This is a genomic window from uncultured Tateyamaria sp. (assembly GCF_947488715.1).
Taxonomy (GTDB): Bacteria; Pseudomonadota; Alphaproteobacteria; order Rhodobacterales; family Rhodobacteraceae; genus Tateyamaria.
On the sequence record NZ_CANLAG010000009.1, the window covers coordinates 12790 to 29223 of the forward strand.

A 16434-nucleotide genomic window follows, 5' to 3' on the forward strand; every position below is an offset into this window, starting at 1 on the left:
TGCGAGCGGTCATGTTTCGGTTCATTTTGTCCTTCTTTGGCGGGATTTTCACCACCATCACCATGGGGGCGGCCATGGTGGCGCTGTCTGTGGGGGCGGTGTTCTGGATGTACGGGCGCGATTTGCCCAGTCACGAGTCGCTGGCGCAGTATCAACCAGCCACGATCAGCCGCATCTATTCCGGCGAAGGTCAGATCATCGACGAGTTCGCCCAGGAGCGCCGCTTGTTTGCGCCTGCGGACACGATCCCCGATCTGGTCAAACAGGCGTTCATCAGTGCCGAGGACAAAAATTTCTACACCCATGACGGCTATGACCTGCGCGGGATCGGGTCCGCCGCTTACGACGCGGTGCGCAGCCGGGGCCGTGATGTGCGCGGCGCCTCGACCATCACGCAACAGGTGATGAAAAACTTTTTGCTGTCGGGCGACCGTCAGGCCGAACGCAAGATCAAGGAAATCATCCTCGCCGCCCGCGTCGAAGAGGCGCTGACCAAGGAAAAGATCCTCGAACTCTATATGAACGAGATTTTCCTGGGCCAGAATTCCTATGGGGTGGCGGCGGCCAGCCAGACCTATTTCAACAAGACGCTGAGTGAACTGGCCCCGCACGAGGCGGCCTTCCTTGCGTCTTTGCCCAAGGCACCTTCGGATTTCCATCCCGTGCGCCGCAAGGAACGGCTGCTGTCGCGCCGGAACTTTGTGCTCAAGGAAATGATGGAAAACGGGTATCTGGATGTTGCGACCTATGAGACCGAGATGGCGATGCCGCTGCGGTCCGTCCAGAACGGTGACTTTGACAGCTTCAAGGCCGAACTGCCGCCGCGTGACTACTTTACCGACGAAATCCGCCGCCAGTTGAGCGAGGATTTTGGTGAGGGCGAGTTCTTTACCGGTGGCTACACCGTGCGAGCGACCATTGACGCCGAAATGCAGCCGGTGGCGGCCAAGGCGTTGCGGCGCCAGTTGGAAGCCTATGACCGGGGGCAGGGTGTGTGGCGCGGCACCGGCAAAACCATCGAGGCCAGCGCACTGGAGAATTGGTCCGACGCGCTTGCGAATGTGAGCGTGGCGCGCGACATCAACCTGAATGGTGTGTGGCGTCCTGCGGTGGTGCTGGACGTTGGCGACCGGCAGATGCGCGTGGGCATCGAAGGCTGGACCGAGGACGAACCGGAACCGGTTGTGCCGCGCGACGACATCAAGTGGGTCAAAGGCAGCTTTGTCGACAATTTCGAAGTGGGCGACGTTGTCCACGTGCGGGCCATGACGGCAGACAACGACGGGTCGTTCATCCGCTGGACGCTGCGGCAGGTGCCGCGCGTGCAGGGCGGGTTTGTTGCGATGGACGTGAACACGGGCCGCGTGATCGCGATGCAGGGCGGGTTCAGCTATCAGCACTCGGTCTTTAACCGCGCCACGCAGGCAAAACGGCAGCCCGGCTCGTCGTTCAAACCCTTTGTCTATGCGGCGGCACTCGACAGTGGCTATAGCCCGGCGACAATTGTGGTCGATGCCCCCATCGAGATCAACACGCCCCAAGGACTGTGGCGTCCGCGCAATTCGTCCAACAAGTTCTATGGCCCCACGCCGCTGCGGACGGGTATCGAACGGTCGCGGAACCTGATGACCATTCGTTTGGCCGAAGAGGTCGGGATGGAAGTTGTGGCGGATTACGCCGAACGGTTTGGCGTCTATGACAACATGGGGCCGTTCCTTGCCAACTCGCTGGGGGCGGAAGAGACGACGCTGTACCAGATGGTGTCGGCCTATGCGATGTTTGCCAATGGGGGCGAGCGCGTGCAGCCGACATTGGTGGACCGGGTTCAGGACCGTTTTGGTCGCACTGTGTATCGCCATGACGAGCGCGAGTGCCGCGATTGCACGCAACTGGCCAGCCTCGATCCGGGATTTGCGCCACGGGTGATTTCTGACCGCGAGCGGGTGATGGACCCGATCACCGCCTATCAGCTGACGTCGATGATGAAGGGTGTTGTCGATCGCGGGACTGCGGCCAAGACGGTCAAACTGCCGGTGCCGGTTGCGGGCAAGACTGGCACCACAAATGACGCAAAGGATGTGTGGTTTGTCGGCTTTTCGTCCAACATCGTTGCCGGATGCTATATCGGCTATGACCAGCCGCGTTCGCTGGGCAAAGGCGCATCGGGTGGTGGGATGTGTGGCCCCGTGTTCTCGACCTTTATGCGTGAGGCGATCAACAAATACGGCGGCGGCGCATTTGAGGTGCCGGACGGCGGGCGGTTCATCAAGATTGACCGGTTCACCGGCGCGCGCCTGAGCGATACGGCAACGGGCGACAATGTTGTGGCGGAATATTTCCGCGACGGCGAAGAGCCGACATTCGGCATCACCTTTGATGGTGGTTTTGCCATGGGGGCCGATTTGCCGCTGTTTGAAGAGGCGGGCGGCGGTGGCCGTCAGGTTACCACATCGACCGGCAAGAAGGCGGTTGTCGGGCCAAAGGCCAATTTCGGAACACTCAGTTCCGGCGGGCTTTACTGACGCTGTGTGACGCTCTTTGGTGCGTGCCTGCGGCCCGCGCCAAATTCGCCCCACCCACCGTCCCGTAGACGTTTCTTAGTGTGAGCCACGTCGCGCGACTGACCTTGTGGCGCACCCGGCCATGGGCTATCTCAAGGCTCTGGACTGCAGGGGATTTGAGATGCGCGCCGAAATACAGAACATCGTTGGCGAGATTGAGAAATCCGTGGCTTTGCTGGCGCAACGGCTGGACGTCGAGACGGCGCCGCATCGGCTTGAGGAGTTCAACGCGCGGGTCGAGGACCCCAACCTGTGGGATAACCCGGACGCCGCGCAAAAGCTGATGCGGGACCGTCAGATGCTGGTCGACGCCATCGAAACGCATGACCGGATCAAGCAGGACCTTGCCGACAATATTGAGTTGATCGAACTGGGCGAAATGGAAGAGGACACCGAGGTCATCAACGATGCCGAGGCTGCGATCAAGACGTTGGCGGTGACGGCGGCGCAAAAGGAACTTGAGGCGCTCTTGGATGGCGAGGCCGATGGCAACGACACTTTTCTTGAGATAAACGCAGGTGCTGGCGGCACGGAAAGCTGCGATTGGGCGTCGATGCTGGCGCGCATGTATGTGCGTTGGGCGGAAAAGCAGGGGTACAAGGTCGAGCTGCAATCCGAAACCGCGGGCGACGAGGCGGGGATCAAGTCGGCCACGTACAAGATCACCGGCACCAATGCATATGGCTGGCTGAAGTCCGAGAGCGGTGTGCACCGCCTTGTGCGCATCAGCCCCTATGACAGTGCGGCCAAGCGGCACACGTCCTTTAGTTCCGTCTGGGTGTACCCGGTTGTGGACGACAACATCGAGATCGAGGTGAACCCGGCGGACATTCGCATTGACACCTACCGGTCATCGGGCGCTGGTGGTCAGCACGTGAACACAACCGATTCCGCAGTGCGGATCACCCACGCACCCACGGGGATCGTCGTCACCAGTTCCGAGAAATCCCAGCACCAGAACCGCGATATCGCGATGAAGGCGTTGAAATCTCGTTTGTACCAGCTTGAGCTGGACAAGCGGAACGCGGCCATCAACGAGGCGCATGATGCCAAGGGCGACGCGGGCTGGGGCAATCAGATCCGGTCTTATGTTTTGCAGCCCTACCAGATGGTCAAGGATCTGCGCACTAACCACGAGACCTCTGATACCAAGGGTGTGCTGGACGGTGATCTGGATGGGTTCATGGCGGCGACCCTGGCGATGGATGTGTCGGGCAAGTCGCGGGCCGAGGCGCAGGGGGACTAGCGCGCCGTTCGGGTGGGCGTGACCCGGCAGGAGGACAGAATGATCGAGGCTGGAGCATTGGCGCTGCGGGCGCGTATGGATGCGGGTGAGTTGACCGCCCAAGACCTCATGGCCGAAACGCTGGCACGGATCGACGCGGTCAATGGGTCCGTCAACGCGATTGTCGCGCTGCGCGACGCGGATACACTGATGGCAGAGGCCCGCGCCGCAGATGCGCAACCTGCAAAGGGCTGGCTGCATGGCATCCCGATTGCGGTCAAGGACCTGGCGCATGCGGCGGGGCTGCCCACGTCTATGGGTTCGCCCCTTTTTGCCGGGCAAGTTGCAGCGGCTGACGATATTGCCGTGGCCCGGATGCGTGCCGCCGGAGCGATTGTGATTGGCAAGACGAACACGCCGGAATTTGGGCTGGGTTCGCACAGCTATAACCCCGTTTTTGGCGCAACCCGCAATCCCTATGAGCTGACGCGCAGTGCGGGTGGTTCATCGGGCGGGGCAGGGGTTGCGCTGGCCACAGGGATGCTGAGTGTCGCGGACGGGTCCGACATGATGGGGTCGCTGCGCAATCCGGCGGCGTGGAACAACGTCTATGGTATGCGGCCCAGTTGGGGTTTGGTGCCATCGGAGCCTGCGGGCGACAGCTTTTTGCATCAACTGGCCACCAATGGCCCAATGGCGCGCAACCCGCGTGACCTTGCGGCGTTGCTGGACACAATGGCTGGGCCAGACCCGCGACAACCACATGGTCTGACCCAGGCCACCGCCTTGGACCAGATGGACCAGCCGATTGGTGCGCTGCGTCTGGGTTGGCTGGCCGATTGGGGCGGCGCGCTGCGGATGGACACTGGGGTGCTTGACCTCTGCGCGGGGGCATTGACCGAGATGGAAGGGATGGGCATGCAGGTCGATGCGCTGGCGGCCCCCTTTGACCGGGATACCATATGGCAGTCATGGATCACCCTGCGCAGTTGGGCGGTGGCTGGTGGATTGGCGCCGATCTATGCGGACCCCGCGCAGCGCGATGCCCTCAAACCGGCAGCCATCTGGGAAATCGAACGGGGCCTCGCCCTGTCTGCAACCGATGTGCACAAGGCGAGTGTGGACAGGACCGCGTGGTTCCAGACGGCGGCGCAACTGTTTGAACGCTACGACGTTCTGGCGTTGCCGTCGGCGCAGATGTGGCCCTTTGACGTGACGCTGGATTGGCCGCGCGAGATCGCGGGGCATGCGATGGACACCTACCACAGATGGATGGAGGTTGTGATTGCGGCCAGCTTGCTCGGTTTGCCTGTGGTCAACATCCCCGTGGGGTTTGGCGGGCCAGACGATCTGCCGATGGGTCTGCAACTGATCGGAAAACGGGGCAGTGATGCGATGTTGCTGCGCCTTGCGGACCGCTGGCACACAGAGACCAACTGGCCCAGTCAACGCCCGCCGCAAGTCAACCAGGTGGAGAACCAACAGCCTTGACCACTGCCGACGCACCGCACCTCGATCTGCCCCAGGGTCTGCCATCGTTTCAGGCACCACCAAAGGGATTTATCGGGCACGCGCTGCGCGCCGGTTGGCAGGACTTTCGTACAGCTCCGATGTTTGGACTGCTCACAGGTGCGGCGGCCATGTTTGCGGGATGGGTGTTGTTGGGCCTAACACTTTGGGCGGGGCATACGTTTTGGCTGATCCTTGCGGTGTTCGGCTTTCCGCTGGTGGCCCCGCTGTGCGCGCTTGGCACGTATGAGGTGTCACGCCGTATCGGTGCGGGGCTGCCAACGGACGTGGGCGCGGTTTTCAGACGTTTGCGGGCCGAACAGGGTCGCCAATTGCCATGGCTGTCGATGTTGCTGGTGGTGGCCTTGCTGTTCTGGTTCTTTCTCGGTCACATGATCTTTGCCCTGTTTCTGGGGCTGAAACCAATGGTCAACGTCACGACGTCGCTCGACGTGTTCCTGAGTGTGGACGGGCTGATGATGCTGGCGCTTGGCACTGGTGTGGGCGGGGCCTTTGCACTGCTGTTCTTTGGTATCTGCGTGCTGGGCCTGCCGCTGCTGTTGGCGCGTGAGGTCGACTATGTCACGGCGATGCTGGCCAGCCTGTCCTATGCGCGAACGTGGGGTGCGCCGATGCTGGGGTGGGCCATGTTGATCGCAGCCCTGCTGTTTCTGGCGATGTTGCCCGCCCTGTTGGGGCTTTTGGTGGTGTTGCCATGGTTGGGGCACGCATCGTGGCACATCTATGCTCAGGTCGCGTCGGGCGCGCGCTGATCTGCGGGTTCGCTGCCCATCTCGGCCAGTGCAGCACGCAAGTGCGCGGCATCCACATGCGCCGTTTCCAACGCAAACACATAGGCTTGGGTGAGGAAAAAGCTGCGCGCGGCATCGTCTGACGCGCCCTCTGCTGCCTCCTGATAGAGGTCGACCAGATCTGTTGCCGCATTCTGTGCATGTGCGGCCAGCAATCGGTCATCCAGGTCCGTCATTCCGCCGCGTGTGGTTTGGCGCGGTGGCGTGCCATGCGGCCTGCCACCCAATCGTGGAACAGATGCGTCGGCCCGTCCATCGCGGGCGAGAACCGCCCCCCGTCAAAGGCCGGTGTGTGGCGTCCGCGCTGCATGCCCTCAACGACAAAGATGTCCTCTTCGAACACCAGTTTCCACTGTTCGGTATTGCGCGCGCGCAAATCGGCATCGGTGTCGGGACGGGCATAGTAGAGATGGATGTTTTCCACCGTCTCGCTGGGCCCTTGCGGCACGAGAATGATTGCAAACGTATGGTCGCGGTGCACACCCAACAACACGTTTGGATAGGCGGTGATGTATTCAGCCGCGGTGTCCCATTTGGGCGCCAGGCCCTCGAAATCCGGAAACGTGGTGCCATCCTCGCCCGTCAGTTGGCGGTAGACCACTGTGCCTTGCCCGGAAAACGCGCCAGGGGCCTCGATGTGATAGTGGTCTTCGAGACGCGAATAGCTGTTTAATCCCGGATGCACCCACGGCAAATGATAGCTCTCGCAGTAGTTTTCGACCGCCAGTTTCCAGTTGCACTGGACGGTCAGCTGAAACCTGCTGTCTGCGCCGCCGTGATAGAGCGGTTTGTCAAACTCGGCCCAGCGGGCCAACAGATCGGCATTGGCGACCTCAAAGGCCAGTGCGTCACCGTCCAGATTGATCCAGACCACGTCCATCCAGATGTGACTGCGCACTTCGATCAAGCCCAAGAGGGCGCGGTCAATACCGTCCGCTGTGTTCTGACCCGGACCGCCCACATGTGGCGTCGACACGAGGCGACCCGATGTGGAATAGCACCAACTGTGATAGGGGCACCGAATGGCCCCCTCGATCTTGCGCGGGGCGTCGACCAAAATCATACCCCGGTGACGGCAAATGTTGTGAAACACTCGAACAGCGCCAGATGTGTCGCGGATCAACAACAACGGTATGCCCAGGAACGTCAGGGGCTGTGCATCGCCCGGCTCGGGCACGTCCGACGCCACGGCCAACCCGGACCAGCCGGACATCAAAAGGGCCGCGCGCTCTTCGTCATAGATGTGTGGGTCAGTATAGTGTGCGTTGGGCAAGCCATGCGCCGCGTTGATGGGGCGCTGCACCGCGCTGAGGTCTGTCCTGTCCATGAGCATCTCCGGCAAGCTTTGTGCCAGCATACCGGGCAGTTCAGACGCTGCATGCGCAATTTCGACCAGACTTTACCGAACCCGACACGGTGCGACGCGTCGGGCCCGGCGCGTCGTCAACCCCGCCGTTGTTGCTGTGGGATGGCACCCGGCAGTGGTCGCGTCGCGTGTTCGATGCGAAACGGGATGATCTCGGCCGTTTCTGCGGGCCCCGCCGCCTCGTTTGGCGTGTCCGCCAACGAACGCAGTCCATCCGCCAACGCATGTCCCATCGTATGTTCGATCCGGTTGGTATTCCGCGCCAGACGCAGATTACGCTCGGTTCGAACGTCAAACTCGACAACGTCACCGACCTGAAAGAACGGATCAGCACACTCCGCAAGTTCTGGATTTGCCAGAAACGCGAGGTCACCTTGGTCTTCACACCAAATGACAGCCTTTTGGTCGGCTGCATCGCTCCAGAGAATTACACCAATCATGTTTCTACCCAAAGTTGGACGGGTATCATCAAACTCAATTATAGACGTGTAATACATGGCTAAGTCGGCAACGTGCGCTTGCATTTTGTGTCCATACGGGTATCGTCTGGTTGCATTTCGGCGTCACCCCTGACGCTAAAACGCGTCAGTACGCAAAAAAATGCAGTGTAATGAGCGTCACGTTGCGAAATTCACCTGCTCTATTGGCGATCGAAGAAGAGACAGTTATGACAGAAATGCGCAGATCACCGGCGGAATTGCGCAGCATGTTCGGCGAGAATCTGCGGATTCTTGCTCAAAAATACCCGTCCATCTCGGAGCTGTCCCGCCAGTTGGGTATCAACCGCACGCAATTCAACCGCTATTTGTCCGGCGAAAGTTTCCCGCGTCCCGATGTGTTGGCGCGCATCTGCGGCTTTTTCAAAGTGGACGCGCGCGTGCTGCTGGAACCTGTTTCGGGTATCTCGTCCGGGCATGACCCGATCACCGGTCCGTTCCTTGGTAAATTTCTGGGCGCAGGCGTCGAAACCGTGTCCGACAGCATCTTTCCGTCAGGCTTTTACCGCTTTTCTAGGCGCAGTTTTCTGGACCGGGATCGGTTTGTCGTTGGTCTGGTGTGGGTGTTCCGCGATGGCGGGGCGACTTTCGTGCGCGGTTACGAGGCGCGCGCGGCGATGGAGGCTCAGGGCCTTGGTATGAACCGCGATGCGCGGGAGTTTCGCGGGTTGGTGGTACGCCATGAGGATGGCGTATCTGCGATGATCTCGCGCAAGGATGCCATGACTGCGTCGTTCAACTTTCTCAGCCGTGTGACGTCTTTTGAGAACAACTATTGGGTGGGATACGTGGCGCGGACGGTGCGGGATATGCCCGATGCCGAACGTGTGGTGCGTATGGTCTATGAGCACCTTGGCACAGATATTGGCCGCGCCAAGGAAGCTTGCAAATCAGGCGGCTATTGCACCGTCGACGAGCTGCTGCCGTTCCATCAAAGGTTGCTGCAGCCCGACGCGGCGTTTCGTTAATCGCCGCGGGGCAGGGCGGCAACGCCCGTGCGCGCCACTTCGGTCAGGCCCAGCGGGCGCATCAGATCGGCAAAGGCGTCGATCTTTTCCGGTGCTCCGGTGATTTCGAACACAAATGTCTCCAGCGTGCTGTCGACCACATTGGCACGGAAAATATCCGCCAGCCGCAGCGCCTCGACCCGTTTGTCGCCCTTGCCCGAGACCTTGAACATGGCGAGCTCGCGCTCGACCGATGGCCCTTCGACGGTGAGGTCGTGGACTTCGTGAACGGACACGATGCGGCCCAACTGCGCCTTGATCTGTTCGATCACCTGCGGCGTGCCCGCCGTCACAATCGTGATCCGGCTCAGATGCCCCTGATGGTCCACTTCGGCGACAGTCAGGCTTTCGATGTTATAGCCACGCCCCGAGAACAGACCGATGACACGGGCCAGCACGCCCGGTTCGTTTTCGACCAAGACGGCGAGGGTGTGTTTCTCCACCACGTCCGAAAATGTGGGGCGTAGGTTATAGGCGGAGTGGCTGGTGGAGCCTTTTTTGAGTTTTAGGGCTGACATTATAGTTGACCTACCGATGTGATGGTTTTGAGATTTTCTGGTCTTATCCCAATGCGCTCTGCGATTTCGCGCGGAGGTATGTGTTCTAGTTTTTGCATACGGAATGGAATTCGACCGCTTGCCAGTTCAAAAGGATCGCCGACAATGATCCGAGAACCTTGGAATTCAGAGCCTGAAAACTGCACGCAACGCCATGGTCCGCTGCGCAGCCCCGTCACGGGATTATAGCTATTCGAACTATATTTGTAGCAACGGACTGGCTTTCCATCGTCTTGCACGAGTAGCTTCCATTGGCCTTTCACAATCTTCGAGTTTCCCGGATACCATAGGAAAGTCTGACCGTTCTCTGCATGAAACGTGTACTGAGAACCGTGTAAAGACGAAAAATCACCCAAAGTATTTCCCGTCATCGCACGTCTCGTCAGTTCCGGGTCTCTTGAGATACGAGAACTGGATTCCATGGCCATAATTGTCGGTTCAACAGCACAGGCCGCTAGCAGGCTGCTCAACACTGTGGTCGAAACTCCAGTGGCCAGAGGTTTCACACCAAAACACTCCCCTTGGCATCAATGACACCCTGCGTTTCGGCCTCGCCCAAAAGCATCTCGTTGTGCGCCTTGCCTGATGGGATCATGGGGAAGCAGTTTTCGTGTTTCTCCACCAGACAGTCGAACAACACCGGCCCGTCGTGATTGATCATTTCCATGATCGCGTCATCCAGATCGTCAGGGTCGGAACAAATGATGCCCTTCGCGCCAAAGGCTTCGGCCAGTTTCACGAAGTCAGGCAGGCTTTCGGACCAGGAATGCGAATACCTCTCGCCGTGCAAGAGTTCTTGCCACTGGCGCACCATGCCGAGGCGTTCGTTGTTCAGGATGAACTGTTTCACAGGCAGGTTGAACTGCATCGCGGTGCCCAGTTCCTGCATGTTCATCAGCCACGACGCCTCACCGGCGACGTTGATCACCAGCGCATCCGGGTGCCCCATCTGTACGCCGATCGACGCAGGGAAACCGTAGCCCATCGTGCCCAAACCCCCGGATGTCATCCACCGGTTTGGGTCTTCGAAGCCCAGATATTGCGCGGCCCACATCTGGTGCTGGCCCACCTCGGTACAGATGTAACGGTCGTGATCCTTGGTCAGCGCCTCGAGCCGTTCCAGCGCGTATTGCGGTTTGATCACCTTGCCTTTTTGCTCGAACTTGAGGCAATCGACAGTTTTCCACTCATCAATCTGCGACCACCACTTGGCCACGGCTTCGCTGTTGGTCTTGCGACCGCGCGATTTCCAGACCTTGAGGATGTCTTCGAGAACGTGGCCCACATCGCCAACGATGGGGATGTCGGCCTTGATCACTTTGTTGATCGACGATGGATCGATGTCGATATGCGCTTTTTTCGACTTGGGGCTAAAGGCGTCGATGCGGCCAGTGATGCGGTCGTCAAACCGCGCGCCGATATTGATCATCAGATCGCAGCCGTGCATTGCCATGTTGGCCTCATAAAGACCGTGCATGCCCAACATGCCCAGCCAGCGGTCGCCACTGGCGGGATAGCAGCCCAACCCCATGAGTGTCGACGTGATCGGGAAACCGGTGGCATCCACCAGCTCGCGCAACAGTTGGCTGGCACCGGGCCCGGAATTGACCACACCGCCGCCGGTGTAAAACACCGGACGTTTGGCCGTTTCGATGGCAGCCACCAGTTCCGTGATCGCCTCCATGTCGCCCTTGACCTGCGGTTGGTAATGGGACGTCGACGGCTTGGGCGCGCTGTAGGACCCGGTGGCAAACTGCACATCCTTGGGGATGTCGACCAGCACGGGGCCGGGACGGCCGGATGTCGACACGTGAAACGCCTCGTGCAGTACGTCGGACAGCTTGTCGGTCTCTTTCACCAGCCAGTTGTGCTTGGTGCAGGGGCGGGTGATGCCCACGGTGTCGGCCTCTTGAAAGGCGTCAGAGCCGATCATGAATGTCGGTACCTGACCCGTCAGAACGATGATCGGGATGCTGTCCATCAACGCGTCCGTCAGGCCGGTCACAGCATTGGTCGCACCCGGACCGGATGTCACGAGGCACACGCCGGGTTTGCCGGTTGCGCGCGCGTATCCTTCGGCGGCGTGCACAGCACCCTGTTCGTGCCGCACCAGAATGTGCTTGATCGAGTTCTGCTGAAAGACCTCGTCATAAATGGGTAGGACGGCGCCACCGGGGTATCCGAATACTGTGTCCACACCCTGATCTATAAGGGCCTGAACCACCATTTTCGCTCCGGTCATTTGACGTGTCATATCCGCGTACTCCGATATTGCGGTCTCTGGTTTTGCGCATAAAAAAACCCCCGGTGTTCGGGGGCGCATGGGTCTTGGTCTGGAAATCCGTTACCGGCCCATGCGCGTTGATCCTACAATGACGACTAGTTCTGTCACAGCCTGAGGCCCTCTTGTGCGTGACGGGACACTATGCGTGGCTAAAAACGGCGTCAACATGTAATTCGGCGAAAAAAGTGTCGCAGGGTCGAAAAAAAACGACATATTGTTTCGTCAAATCTGCACTGGTGGCAATTTCGCGAAATCAGAGTGTGGTTTTTAAGCCCTGCGACGTGATCAGGATTGTTTCCCGGTCATACCGGCGATGTCACACCGCGCGGTGGTGGCCAGTCTTTGGATTTCTTCGGCCAGTGTTTTGAATTCAACGGCTATGACGCCCAGGCCACGTCCGGCATCGCCCACGCGCGCGGCCTCGACCGAGGCGTTCAGGGACACCAGACGCACGTGTTTGCCGATATGTTCCAAGCGGGTCAGCGTTTTGGCGATTGCGTCGCCTTTGGCCATGGCTTCGGCGACCTCGGCGTGGCGGCCCGCATCCAGATCCGCCCACAGCCCATCGCAGAACTCTGTCACCGTCTCAAAAAACCCGCCGCGCCCAAAGAAAAAGTGGTCGCGCAATGCGGCCTCCAGCACCACAGCGTCATCCGTGTTGGCAGCGTCGACAATGGCGCTTGTCAGGTCCGCCATTTTGACAAAGGCGGCGACGTGCTGCGGATGTGCCGCGCCGTGTGATCCGATCCAGTTGCAGACTTCGCGTGAAATGACACCTTCGGGGTCGCGGCCCTGCACCAGTTCTGCTGCGCGCACCAGCGCATCATATTGCAGCCGCAGGACCTTGCGCCATTCGGCGCGCGCTTCCTCGCCCTCGTCGGACAGGGGATTGGTGCGAAACAGGTAAGCCCCGAACAGGGCGGACCGGATCGCACGTGCGCGTGTTGTGGCGACCAGATCAATCGCACTGCGCCTGTGGGCGAAAAACTGCATCTCATCCGTATTGGTGACACCAGCAGAGGCTGTAGCAGGGGGGCGTGCGACATTTATCATGTCAAAACACTGCTCACGTTTTGGTGAAGATTCGGTTAGTCGACGCGCCTAGAGCGGGTTCCCCGTGCCTTGCAAAACACCATGTTCCAGCGCGTATCGGGTCAAACCGGCGGTCGACGAAATACCCAGTTTGCGCTTGATGTTCTTGCGGTGCGTTTCGACCGTTCTGACAGAGATATCAAGGGCATTGGCAACTTCCTTGTTCGACAGTCCCTGCGCCAGTTGCAACAGGATTGTCTGTTCGCGCCCGGTCAAGGCACCCGTGGCCTCGTTCGACTTGGGCGCGATGGCCCCTTCGGCGCCGGTGCATAGGTAACGCTCGCCGCGCATCACCGTTTCAATTGCCAGTGCAATTTCGTCCGTTGGTACGTCTTTCAACACATATCCCATGGCACCGTGGCTCAGCGCGGACGAGATGTATTCGGGGCTGTCATGCATCGAAAGGATGAGGATGCGAGTGCCGGGGCGCTGCTCCAGCACGATCTCGGTCGCAGTCAGGCCGCCCATCTCGGGCATGTTCAAGTCCATCAAGATCACGTCCGGGTCCAGACGCTGCAACGCATCAATCGCCGCGCGCCCATTGCTAAGTGTGCCAACGACGTCGATGCCCTCGTGATCTTCGAGAACGGCCTGGATGCCCTGTGCCACCATGGGATGATCATCCACAATCAGCACACGGGTGGCGGAGGTTTGGGGGGTGTCAGTCATGCGCGGGCCTGTTCTTTGCTGGGCGGCGTTTCTTCGGGGGGGAGCAGGTGGGTCAGCGGCACAGTCGCCTCGATGACCGTGCCGGGATACGAACCGCTGCCGGGCAGGATGCGCAGGGTGCCGTCCAACTGTTCGACGCGCTCTTGCATATTGCGCAGCCCGATCCCGGCGGCGCGGCGGTGGCGCGTGCCTTCGAGACCCACACCGTTGTCAGAGATGCGCAGGGTCGCCCCGCGCTTGTGCCCCCGTAGATCCACCGACACACACGTTGCAGCGGCGTGACGTTCGATGTTGGTCAACGCCTCCTGCGCAATGCGGTAGAGGGCGATCTTGGCGTTTTGATCCAGCCGGTTGCGAAACACCACGGTGTTAAACTCGATCTCGGTGCCGGTGCGTTTGGCAAAATCCTCGACCAGAGCGCGCAGGGCAGGGCCCAGCCCGAGGTCATCCAGCGCGCCCGGACGCAGGTCGCGGCTGATCCGGCGGACCTCTGCGATGGCGGTGCCCAGATTGTCGATGCCTTGGTGCAGGGGCGTTTCGGCATCACCGCTGCCCTTGTCCAGACGCCGCCGCGTGGTGTCGAGCGCATAGCGGACGCCTACAAGGATCTGGCTGATCCCGTCATGCAACTCGCGCGCCACGCGCCCGCGCTCTTCTTCTTGGGCGTCGAACACCCGCTGCGTCAGCTTTTTCAGCTTGGCATCGGCCAAGCGGCGCTCGCGGAAATTCAATGCCATGCCAGAGCCGAACACCAACAGCAGCGCCGCCAGCGTGATACCGGAGATATAGTAGAAGGTCCGTTGCACCCGCGTTTCCACATCTGCACGGGCCGCCGCCACAGATGTCAGAACGTCGTCAATGAAAACACCGGTGCCAACCGCCCACCGCCAGGACGGAAAGGACGTGACATAGGTGATCATCTCGGCCTCTTGGTCATTGGACGGCTTGGGCCACAGGTGCGTAAAGTACCCATCCCCCTGTCGCGCGATGTCGATCAGGTTGGCGACCACACGCGTGCCGCGCCCATCAGTCAGGTCCATATGGTTGCGGTTGATCATCTCGGTCTGACGCGGGTTCACCAGATTGGTGCCATCGTAGTCATAGACGAAAAAGAACCCCTCATCCCCGTAGATCATGGCCGAGAGGATCTGTGCCACTTGATCCTTGGCGTATTGATCGTCGGGCGCGGCAGAGCCGTAAATGAAGTAGAACCCGTTGCGTGCCTGCGTGACGTAGTTGCGCAACTCGCGCTTCTTGGCCTCGATCAACTGCGATTCCAGGGCCTGTATCTCGCGCTCGGCCAACGCACGGGACTGTACGGCCACCAGCGACGCAATCGCCGCCACCGCGAGAATCAGTGGCACCGCTGCCACCAGTGACAGCTTTTGCGCATAGCTGAGGCGCATGAAGGGAAGGACAGTTCGCACAGCCGATTCGATACGACGAATGGGCGGCGAATCATAGACTGCGACAGTCAATTGCTGGCGCTAACAGGTTTCGGAATGTGTTTCAGTTCTGTGAAATTGGTGCAAATTTCTGACCGCATCAGCATTTTTGACCGCTTTCTACGCAGTACTAGGTATTCCCATCACGGGGGCCATCGCTAGTGTGGCCTCACTCGAAACGATCCGCTGACCCTCGGGAGGGGGGCAGCATCATATCTGGGAGGAGTATCTCTATGGATCGTCGTTCTTTTCTGAAGACGTCTGCAATGGGTGGCACCGCCGCTGCTGCAACCACTCTGGCCGCACCGGCCTATGCACAGGGCAAGCGCACGCTGACAATGGTCACGTCCTGGCCCCGCGGCTTTGCCGTTCTGGATGACGCGGCCAGCTATCTGGAAAACTTCGTGTCGGCTATGTCCGACGGTCAGCTGACCATCGACAAGAAAGCACCAGGTGAACTGGTTGGCGCGTTCGAAGTGTTCGACGCCGTGTCGTCGGGCCAGGCGGACATGTACCACTCGGCTGACTACTACTTCATCGGTCAGCACCCTGCATACGCCTACTACACCGCCGTGCCTTTCGGCGGCACAGCGCAGGAAGTCACCAACTGGTACGAGCACGGCGGCGGCCAAGAGCTGCACGACGAGCTGGGCGAAATCTTCAACCTCAAAGGCCTGCTGGCGGGTAACTCCGGTTCGCAGTCCGGTGGCTGGTTCCGCAAAGAAATCGCATCCGCTGACGACTTCAACGGTCTGAAGTTCCGTATGCCCGGTCTGGGCGGCAAGGTGCTGGGCAAACTGGGCGCATCCGTTCAGAACATCCCCGGTGGCGAACTGTACCAAGCCCTGTCTTCGGGCGCTCTGGACGGTCTGGAGTGGGTTGGCCCGATGGCTGACGAACGCGCCGGCTTCCAAGAAGTTGCCAAGGTTTACTACACTGCTGGTTTCCACGAGCCGGGTTCGGCTCTGGCCGCCAACGTCAACCTGGACGTCTGGAACGACCTGACACCGCAGCACCAGGCGATCCTGCAGAACGCCAGCCGCGCCGTCACCTACTTCCAGCTGTCGGAAACTCTGGCCAACAACGGTGCCGCTCTGGCCCGTCTGCAACAGCAGGGCGTCAAGACGCTGCAATTCTCGGACGACGTCTGGGATGCGTTCGGTGCCGCCTCTGCCGAGGTCATGGACGAGAACATGGGCGACGAGCTGTTTGCAAAAACACGCGCTTCGTTCGAAGCAAGCCTCGCCAACTCGGCAAGCTGGATCAACAAATCCGACGGTTACTACGTGCAACAGCGCGTGCGTGTGCTGGGCGGCTAAGCCCAACATCCGTAACCCAAAGACCGGGGGCCTCATGTGCAGGCCCCCGGTTCATACATACCTGCGATCTGACGTGATCCGGCGCTGCAGT

At 60.1% G+C, this 16434-nt stretch carries 15 protein-coding genes; 6 read left to right on the plus strand and 9 right to left on the minus strand.

Going from position 1 to position 16434, the window contains the following annotated elements; translation table 11 throughout:
• Nucleotides 1-11: 11 nt before the first annotated feature.
• The 4 genes from Q0936_RS17380 to Q0936_RS17395 all read left to right on the plus strand — a co-directional run bounded on the left by Q0936_RS17380 (nucleotide 12) and on the right by Q0936_RS17395 (nucleotide 6068).
• Nucleotides 12-2522 (plus strand): penicillin-binding protein 1A, encoded by a 2511-nt coding sequence (locus Q0936_RS17380; RefSeq protein WP_299296281.1) that lies wholly within the window; start codon nucleotides 12-14, stop codon nucleotides 2520-2522.
• Nucleotides 2523-2682: 160 nt separating this feature from the next.
• Nucleotides 2683-3807: a peptide chain release factor 2 gene (prfB, locus tag Q0936_RS17385; RefSeq protein WP_299296285.1), complete on the plus strand. Its 1125-nt coding sequence runs from the start codon at nucleotides 2683-2685 to the stop codon at nucleotides 3805-3807.
• Nucleotides 3808-3846: 39 nt separating this feature from the next.
• Nucleotides 3847-5277 carry an amidase gene (locus Q0936_RS17390; RefSeq protein ID WP_299296289.1) on the plus strand — a complete coding sequence of 477 codons (1431 nt, stop codon included), beginning with the start codon at nucleotides 3847-3849 and terminating at the stop codon, nucleotides 5275-5277.
• Nucleotides 5274-6068, plus strand: coding sequence for a DUF2189 domain-containing protein (locus tag Q0936_RS17395; protein WP_299296291.1), 795 nt, complete (start codon nucleotides 5274-5276; stop codon nucleotides 6066-6068). Before Q0936_RS17390 ends, Q0936_RS17395 begins: the two co-directional genes overlap by 4 nt.
• Here the strand turns inward: Q0936_RS17395 and Q0936_RS17400 are convergent.
• The 3 genes from Q0936_RS17400 to Q0936_RS17410 form a co-directional block, all read right to left on the minus strand.
• Entirely contained in the window at nucleotides 6044-6283 is a 240-nt protein-coding gene (locus Q0936_RS17400; protein ID WP_299145637.1) for a hypothetical protein, read from the minus strand. The two genes, Q0936_RS17395 and Q0936_RS17400, sit on opposite strands and share 25 nt — an antisense overlap.
• Nucleotides 6280-7440: an aromatic ring-hydroxylating dioxygenase subunit alpha gene (locus Q0936_RS17405; RefSeq protein WP_299296332.1), complete on the minus strand. Its 1161-nt coding sequence runs from the start codon at nucleotides 7438-7440 to the stop codon at nucleotides 6280-6282. The genes Q0936_RS17400 and Q0936_RS17405 overlap by 4 nt, the downstream gene beginning before the upstream one ends.
• 110 nt (nucleotides 7441-7550) lie before the next feature.
• Nucleotides 7551-7913, minus strand: a complete 363-nt coding sequence (locus Q0936_RS17410; protein ID WP_299296294.1) for a hypothetical protein — start codon at nucleotides 7911-7913, stop codon at nucleotides 7551-7553.
• Nucleotides 7914-8083: 170 nt separating this feature from the next.
• Between Q0936_RS17410 and Q0936_RS17415 the strand changes: the two genes are divergently transcribed.
• Nucleotides 8084-8938 carry a helix-turn-helix transcriptional regulator gene (locus tag Q0936_RS17415; RefSeq protein ID WP_363323289.1) on the plus strand — a complete coding sequence of 285 codons (855 nt, stop codon included), beginning with the start codon at nucleotides 8084-8086 and terminating at the stop codon, nucleotides 8936-8938.
• On the opposite strand, the gene ilvN is transcribed toward Q0936_RS17415, so the two are convergent.
• The 6 genes from ilvN to Q0936_RS17445 form a co-directional block, all read right to left on the minus strand.
• The gene (gene ilvN, locus Q0936_RS17420) at nucleotides 8935-9495 is read right to left on the minus strand and encodes an acetolactate synthase small subunit (protein ID WP_299145641.1); all 561 of its coding nucleotides are present in this window, start codon (nucleotides 9493-9495) and stop codon (nucleotides 8935-8937) included. The genes Q0936_RS17415 and ilvN overlap by 4 nt on opposite strands.
• Nucleotides 9495-10040, minus strand: a complete 546-nt coding sequence (locus Q0936_RS17425) for a hypothetical protein (RefSeq protein WP_299296296.1) — start codon at nucleotides 10038-10040, stop codon at nucleotides 9495-9497. Before Q0936_RS17425 ends, ilvN begins: the two co-directional genes overlap by 1 nt.
• Nucleotides 10037-11788, minus strand: coding sequence for an acetolactate synthase 3 large subunit (locus tag Q0936_RS17430; RefSeq protein ID WP_299296298.1), 1752 nt, complete (start codon nucleotides 11786-11788; stop codon nucleotides 10037-10039). The genes Q0936_RS17425 and Q0936_RS17430 overlap by 4 nt, the downstream gene beginning before the upstream one ends.
• A gap of 315 nt (nucleotides 11789-12103) precedes the next feature.
• The gene (locus tag Q0936_RS17435; RefSeq protein WP_299296300.1) at nucleotides 12104-12811 is read right to left on the minus strand and encodes a methyl-accepting chemotaxis protein; all 708 of its coding nucleotides are present in this window, start codon (nucleotides 12809-12811) and stop codon (nucleotides 12104-12106) included.
• A gap of 108 nt (nucleotides 12812-12919) precedes the next feature.
• Complete coding sequence (locus Q0936_RS17440) at nucleotides 12920-13579, minus strand: response regulator transcription factor (protein ID WP_299145649.1); 660 nt, start codon at nucleotides 13577-13579, stop codon at nucleotides 12920-12922.
• Nucleotides 13576-14985, minus strand: coding sequence for a cache domain-containing protein (locus tag Q0936_RS17445; protein WP_299296342.1), 1410 nt, complete (start codon nucleotides 14983-14985; stop codon nucleotides 13576-13578). The genes Q0936_RS17440 and Q0936_RS17445 overlap by 4 nt, the downstream gene beginning before the upstream one ends.
• Before the next feature lie 272 nt (nucleotides 14986-15257).
• On the opposite strand from Q0936_RS17445, the gene Q0936_RS17450 reads away from it, so the two are divergent.
• The gene (locus tag Q0936_RS17450; RefSeq protein WP_299145651.1) at nucleotides 15258-16343 is read left to right on the plus strand and encodes a TRAP transporter substrate-binding protein; all 1086 of its coding nucleotides are present in this window, start codon (nucleotides 15258-15260) and stop codon (nucleotides 16341-16343) included.
• The last annotated feature ends 91 nt before the right edge of the window (nucleotides 16344-16434 follow it).

Coding starts and splice junctions, on each gene's coding strand:
- Q0936_RS17390 (WP_299296289.1), top strand. CDS start 3,847: ATGATCGAGGCTGGAGCATTGGCGCTGCGGGCGCGTATGGATGCGGGT.
- prfB (WP_299296285.1), top strand. CDS start 2,683: ATGCGCGCCGAAATACAGAACATCGTTGGCGAGATTGAGAAATCCGTG.
- Q0936_RS17440 (WP_299145649.1), bottom strand. CDS start 13,579: ATGACTGACACCCCCCAAACCTCCGCCACCCGTGTGCTGATTGTGGAT.
- ilvN (WP_299145641.1), bottom strand. CDS start 9,495: ATGTCAGCCCTAAAACTCAAAAAAGGCTCCACCAGCCACTCCGCCTAT.
- Q0936_RS17450 (WP_299145651.1), top strand. CDS start 15,258: ATGGATCGTCGTTCTTTTCTGAAGACGTCTGCAATGGGTGGCACCGCC.
- Q0936_RS17445 (WP_299296342.1), bottom strand. CDS start 14,985: ATGCGCCTCAGCTATGCGCAAAAGCTGTCACTGGTGGCAGCGGTGCCA.
- Q0936_RS17415 (WP_363323289.1), top strand. CDS start 8,084: ATGAGCGTCACGTTGCGAAATTCACCTGCTCTATTGGCGATCGAAGAA.
- Q0936_RS17410 (WP_299296294.1), bottom strand. CDS start 7,913: ATGATTGGTGTAATTCTCTGGAGCGATGCAGCCGACCAAAAGGCTGTC.
- Q0936_RS17380 (WP_299296281.1), top strand. CDS start 12: ATGTTTCGGTTCATTTTGTCCTTCTTTGGCGGGATTTTCACCACCATC.
- Q0936_RS17430 (WP_299296298.1), bottom strand. CDS start 11,788: ATGACACGTCAAATGACCGGAGCGAAAATGGTGGTTCAGGCCCTTATA.
- Q0936_RS17435 (WP_299296300.1), bottom strand. CDS start 12,811: ATGCAGTTTTTCGCCCACAGGCGCAGTGCGATTGATCTGGTCGCCACA.
- Q0936_RS17405 (WP_299296332.1), bottom strand. CDS start 7,440: ATGCTCATGGACAGGACAGACCTCAGCGCGGTGCAGCGCCCCATCAAC.
- Q0936_RS17400 (WP_299145637.1), bottom strand. CDS start 6,283: ATGACGGACCTGGATGACCGATTGCTGGCCGCACATGCACAGAATGCG.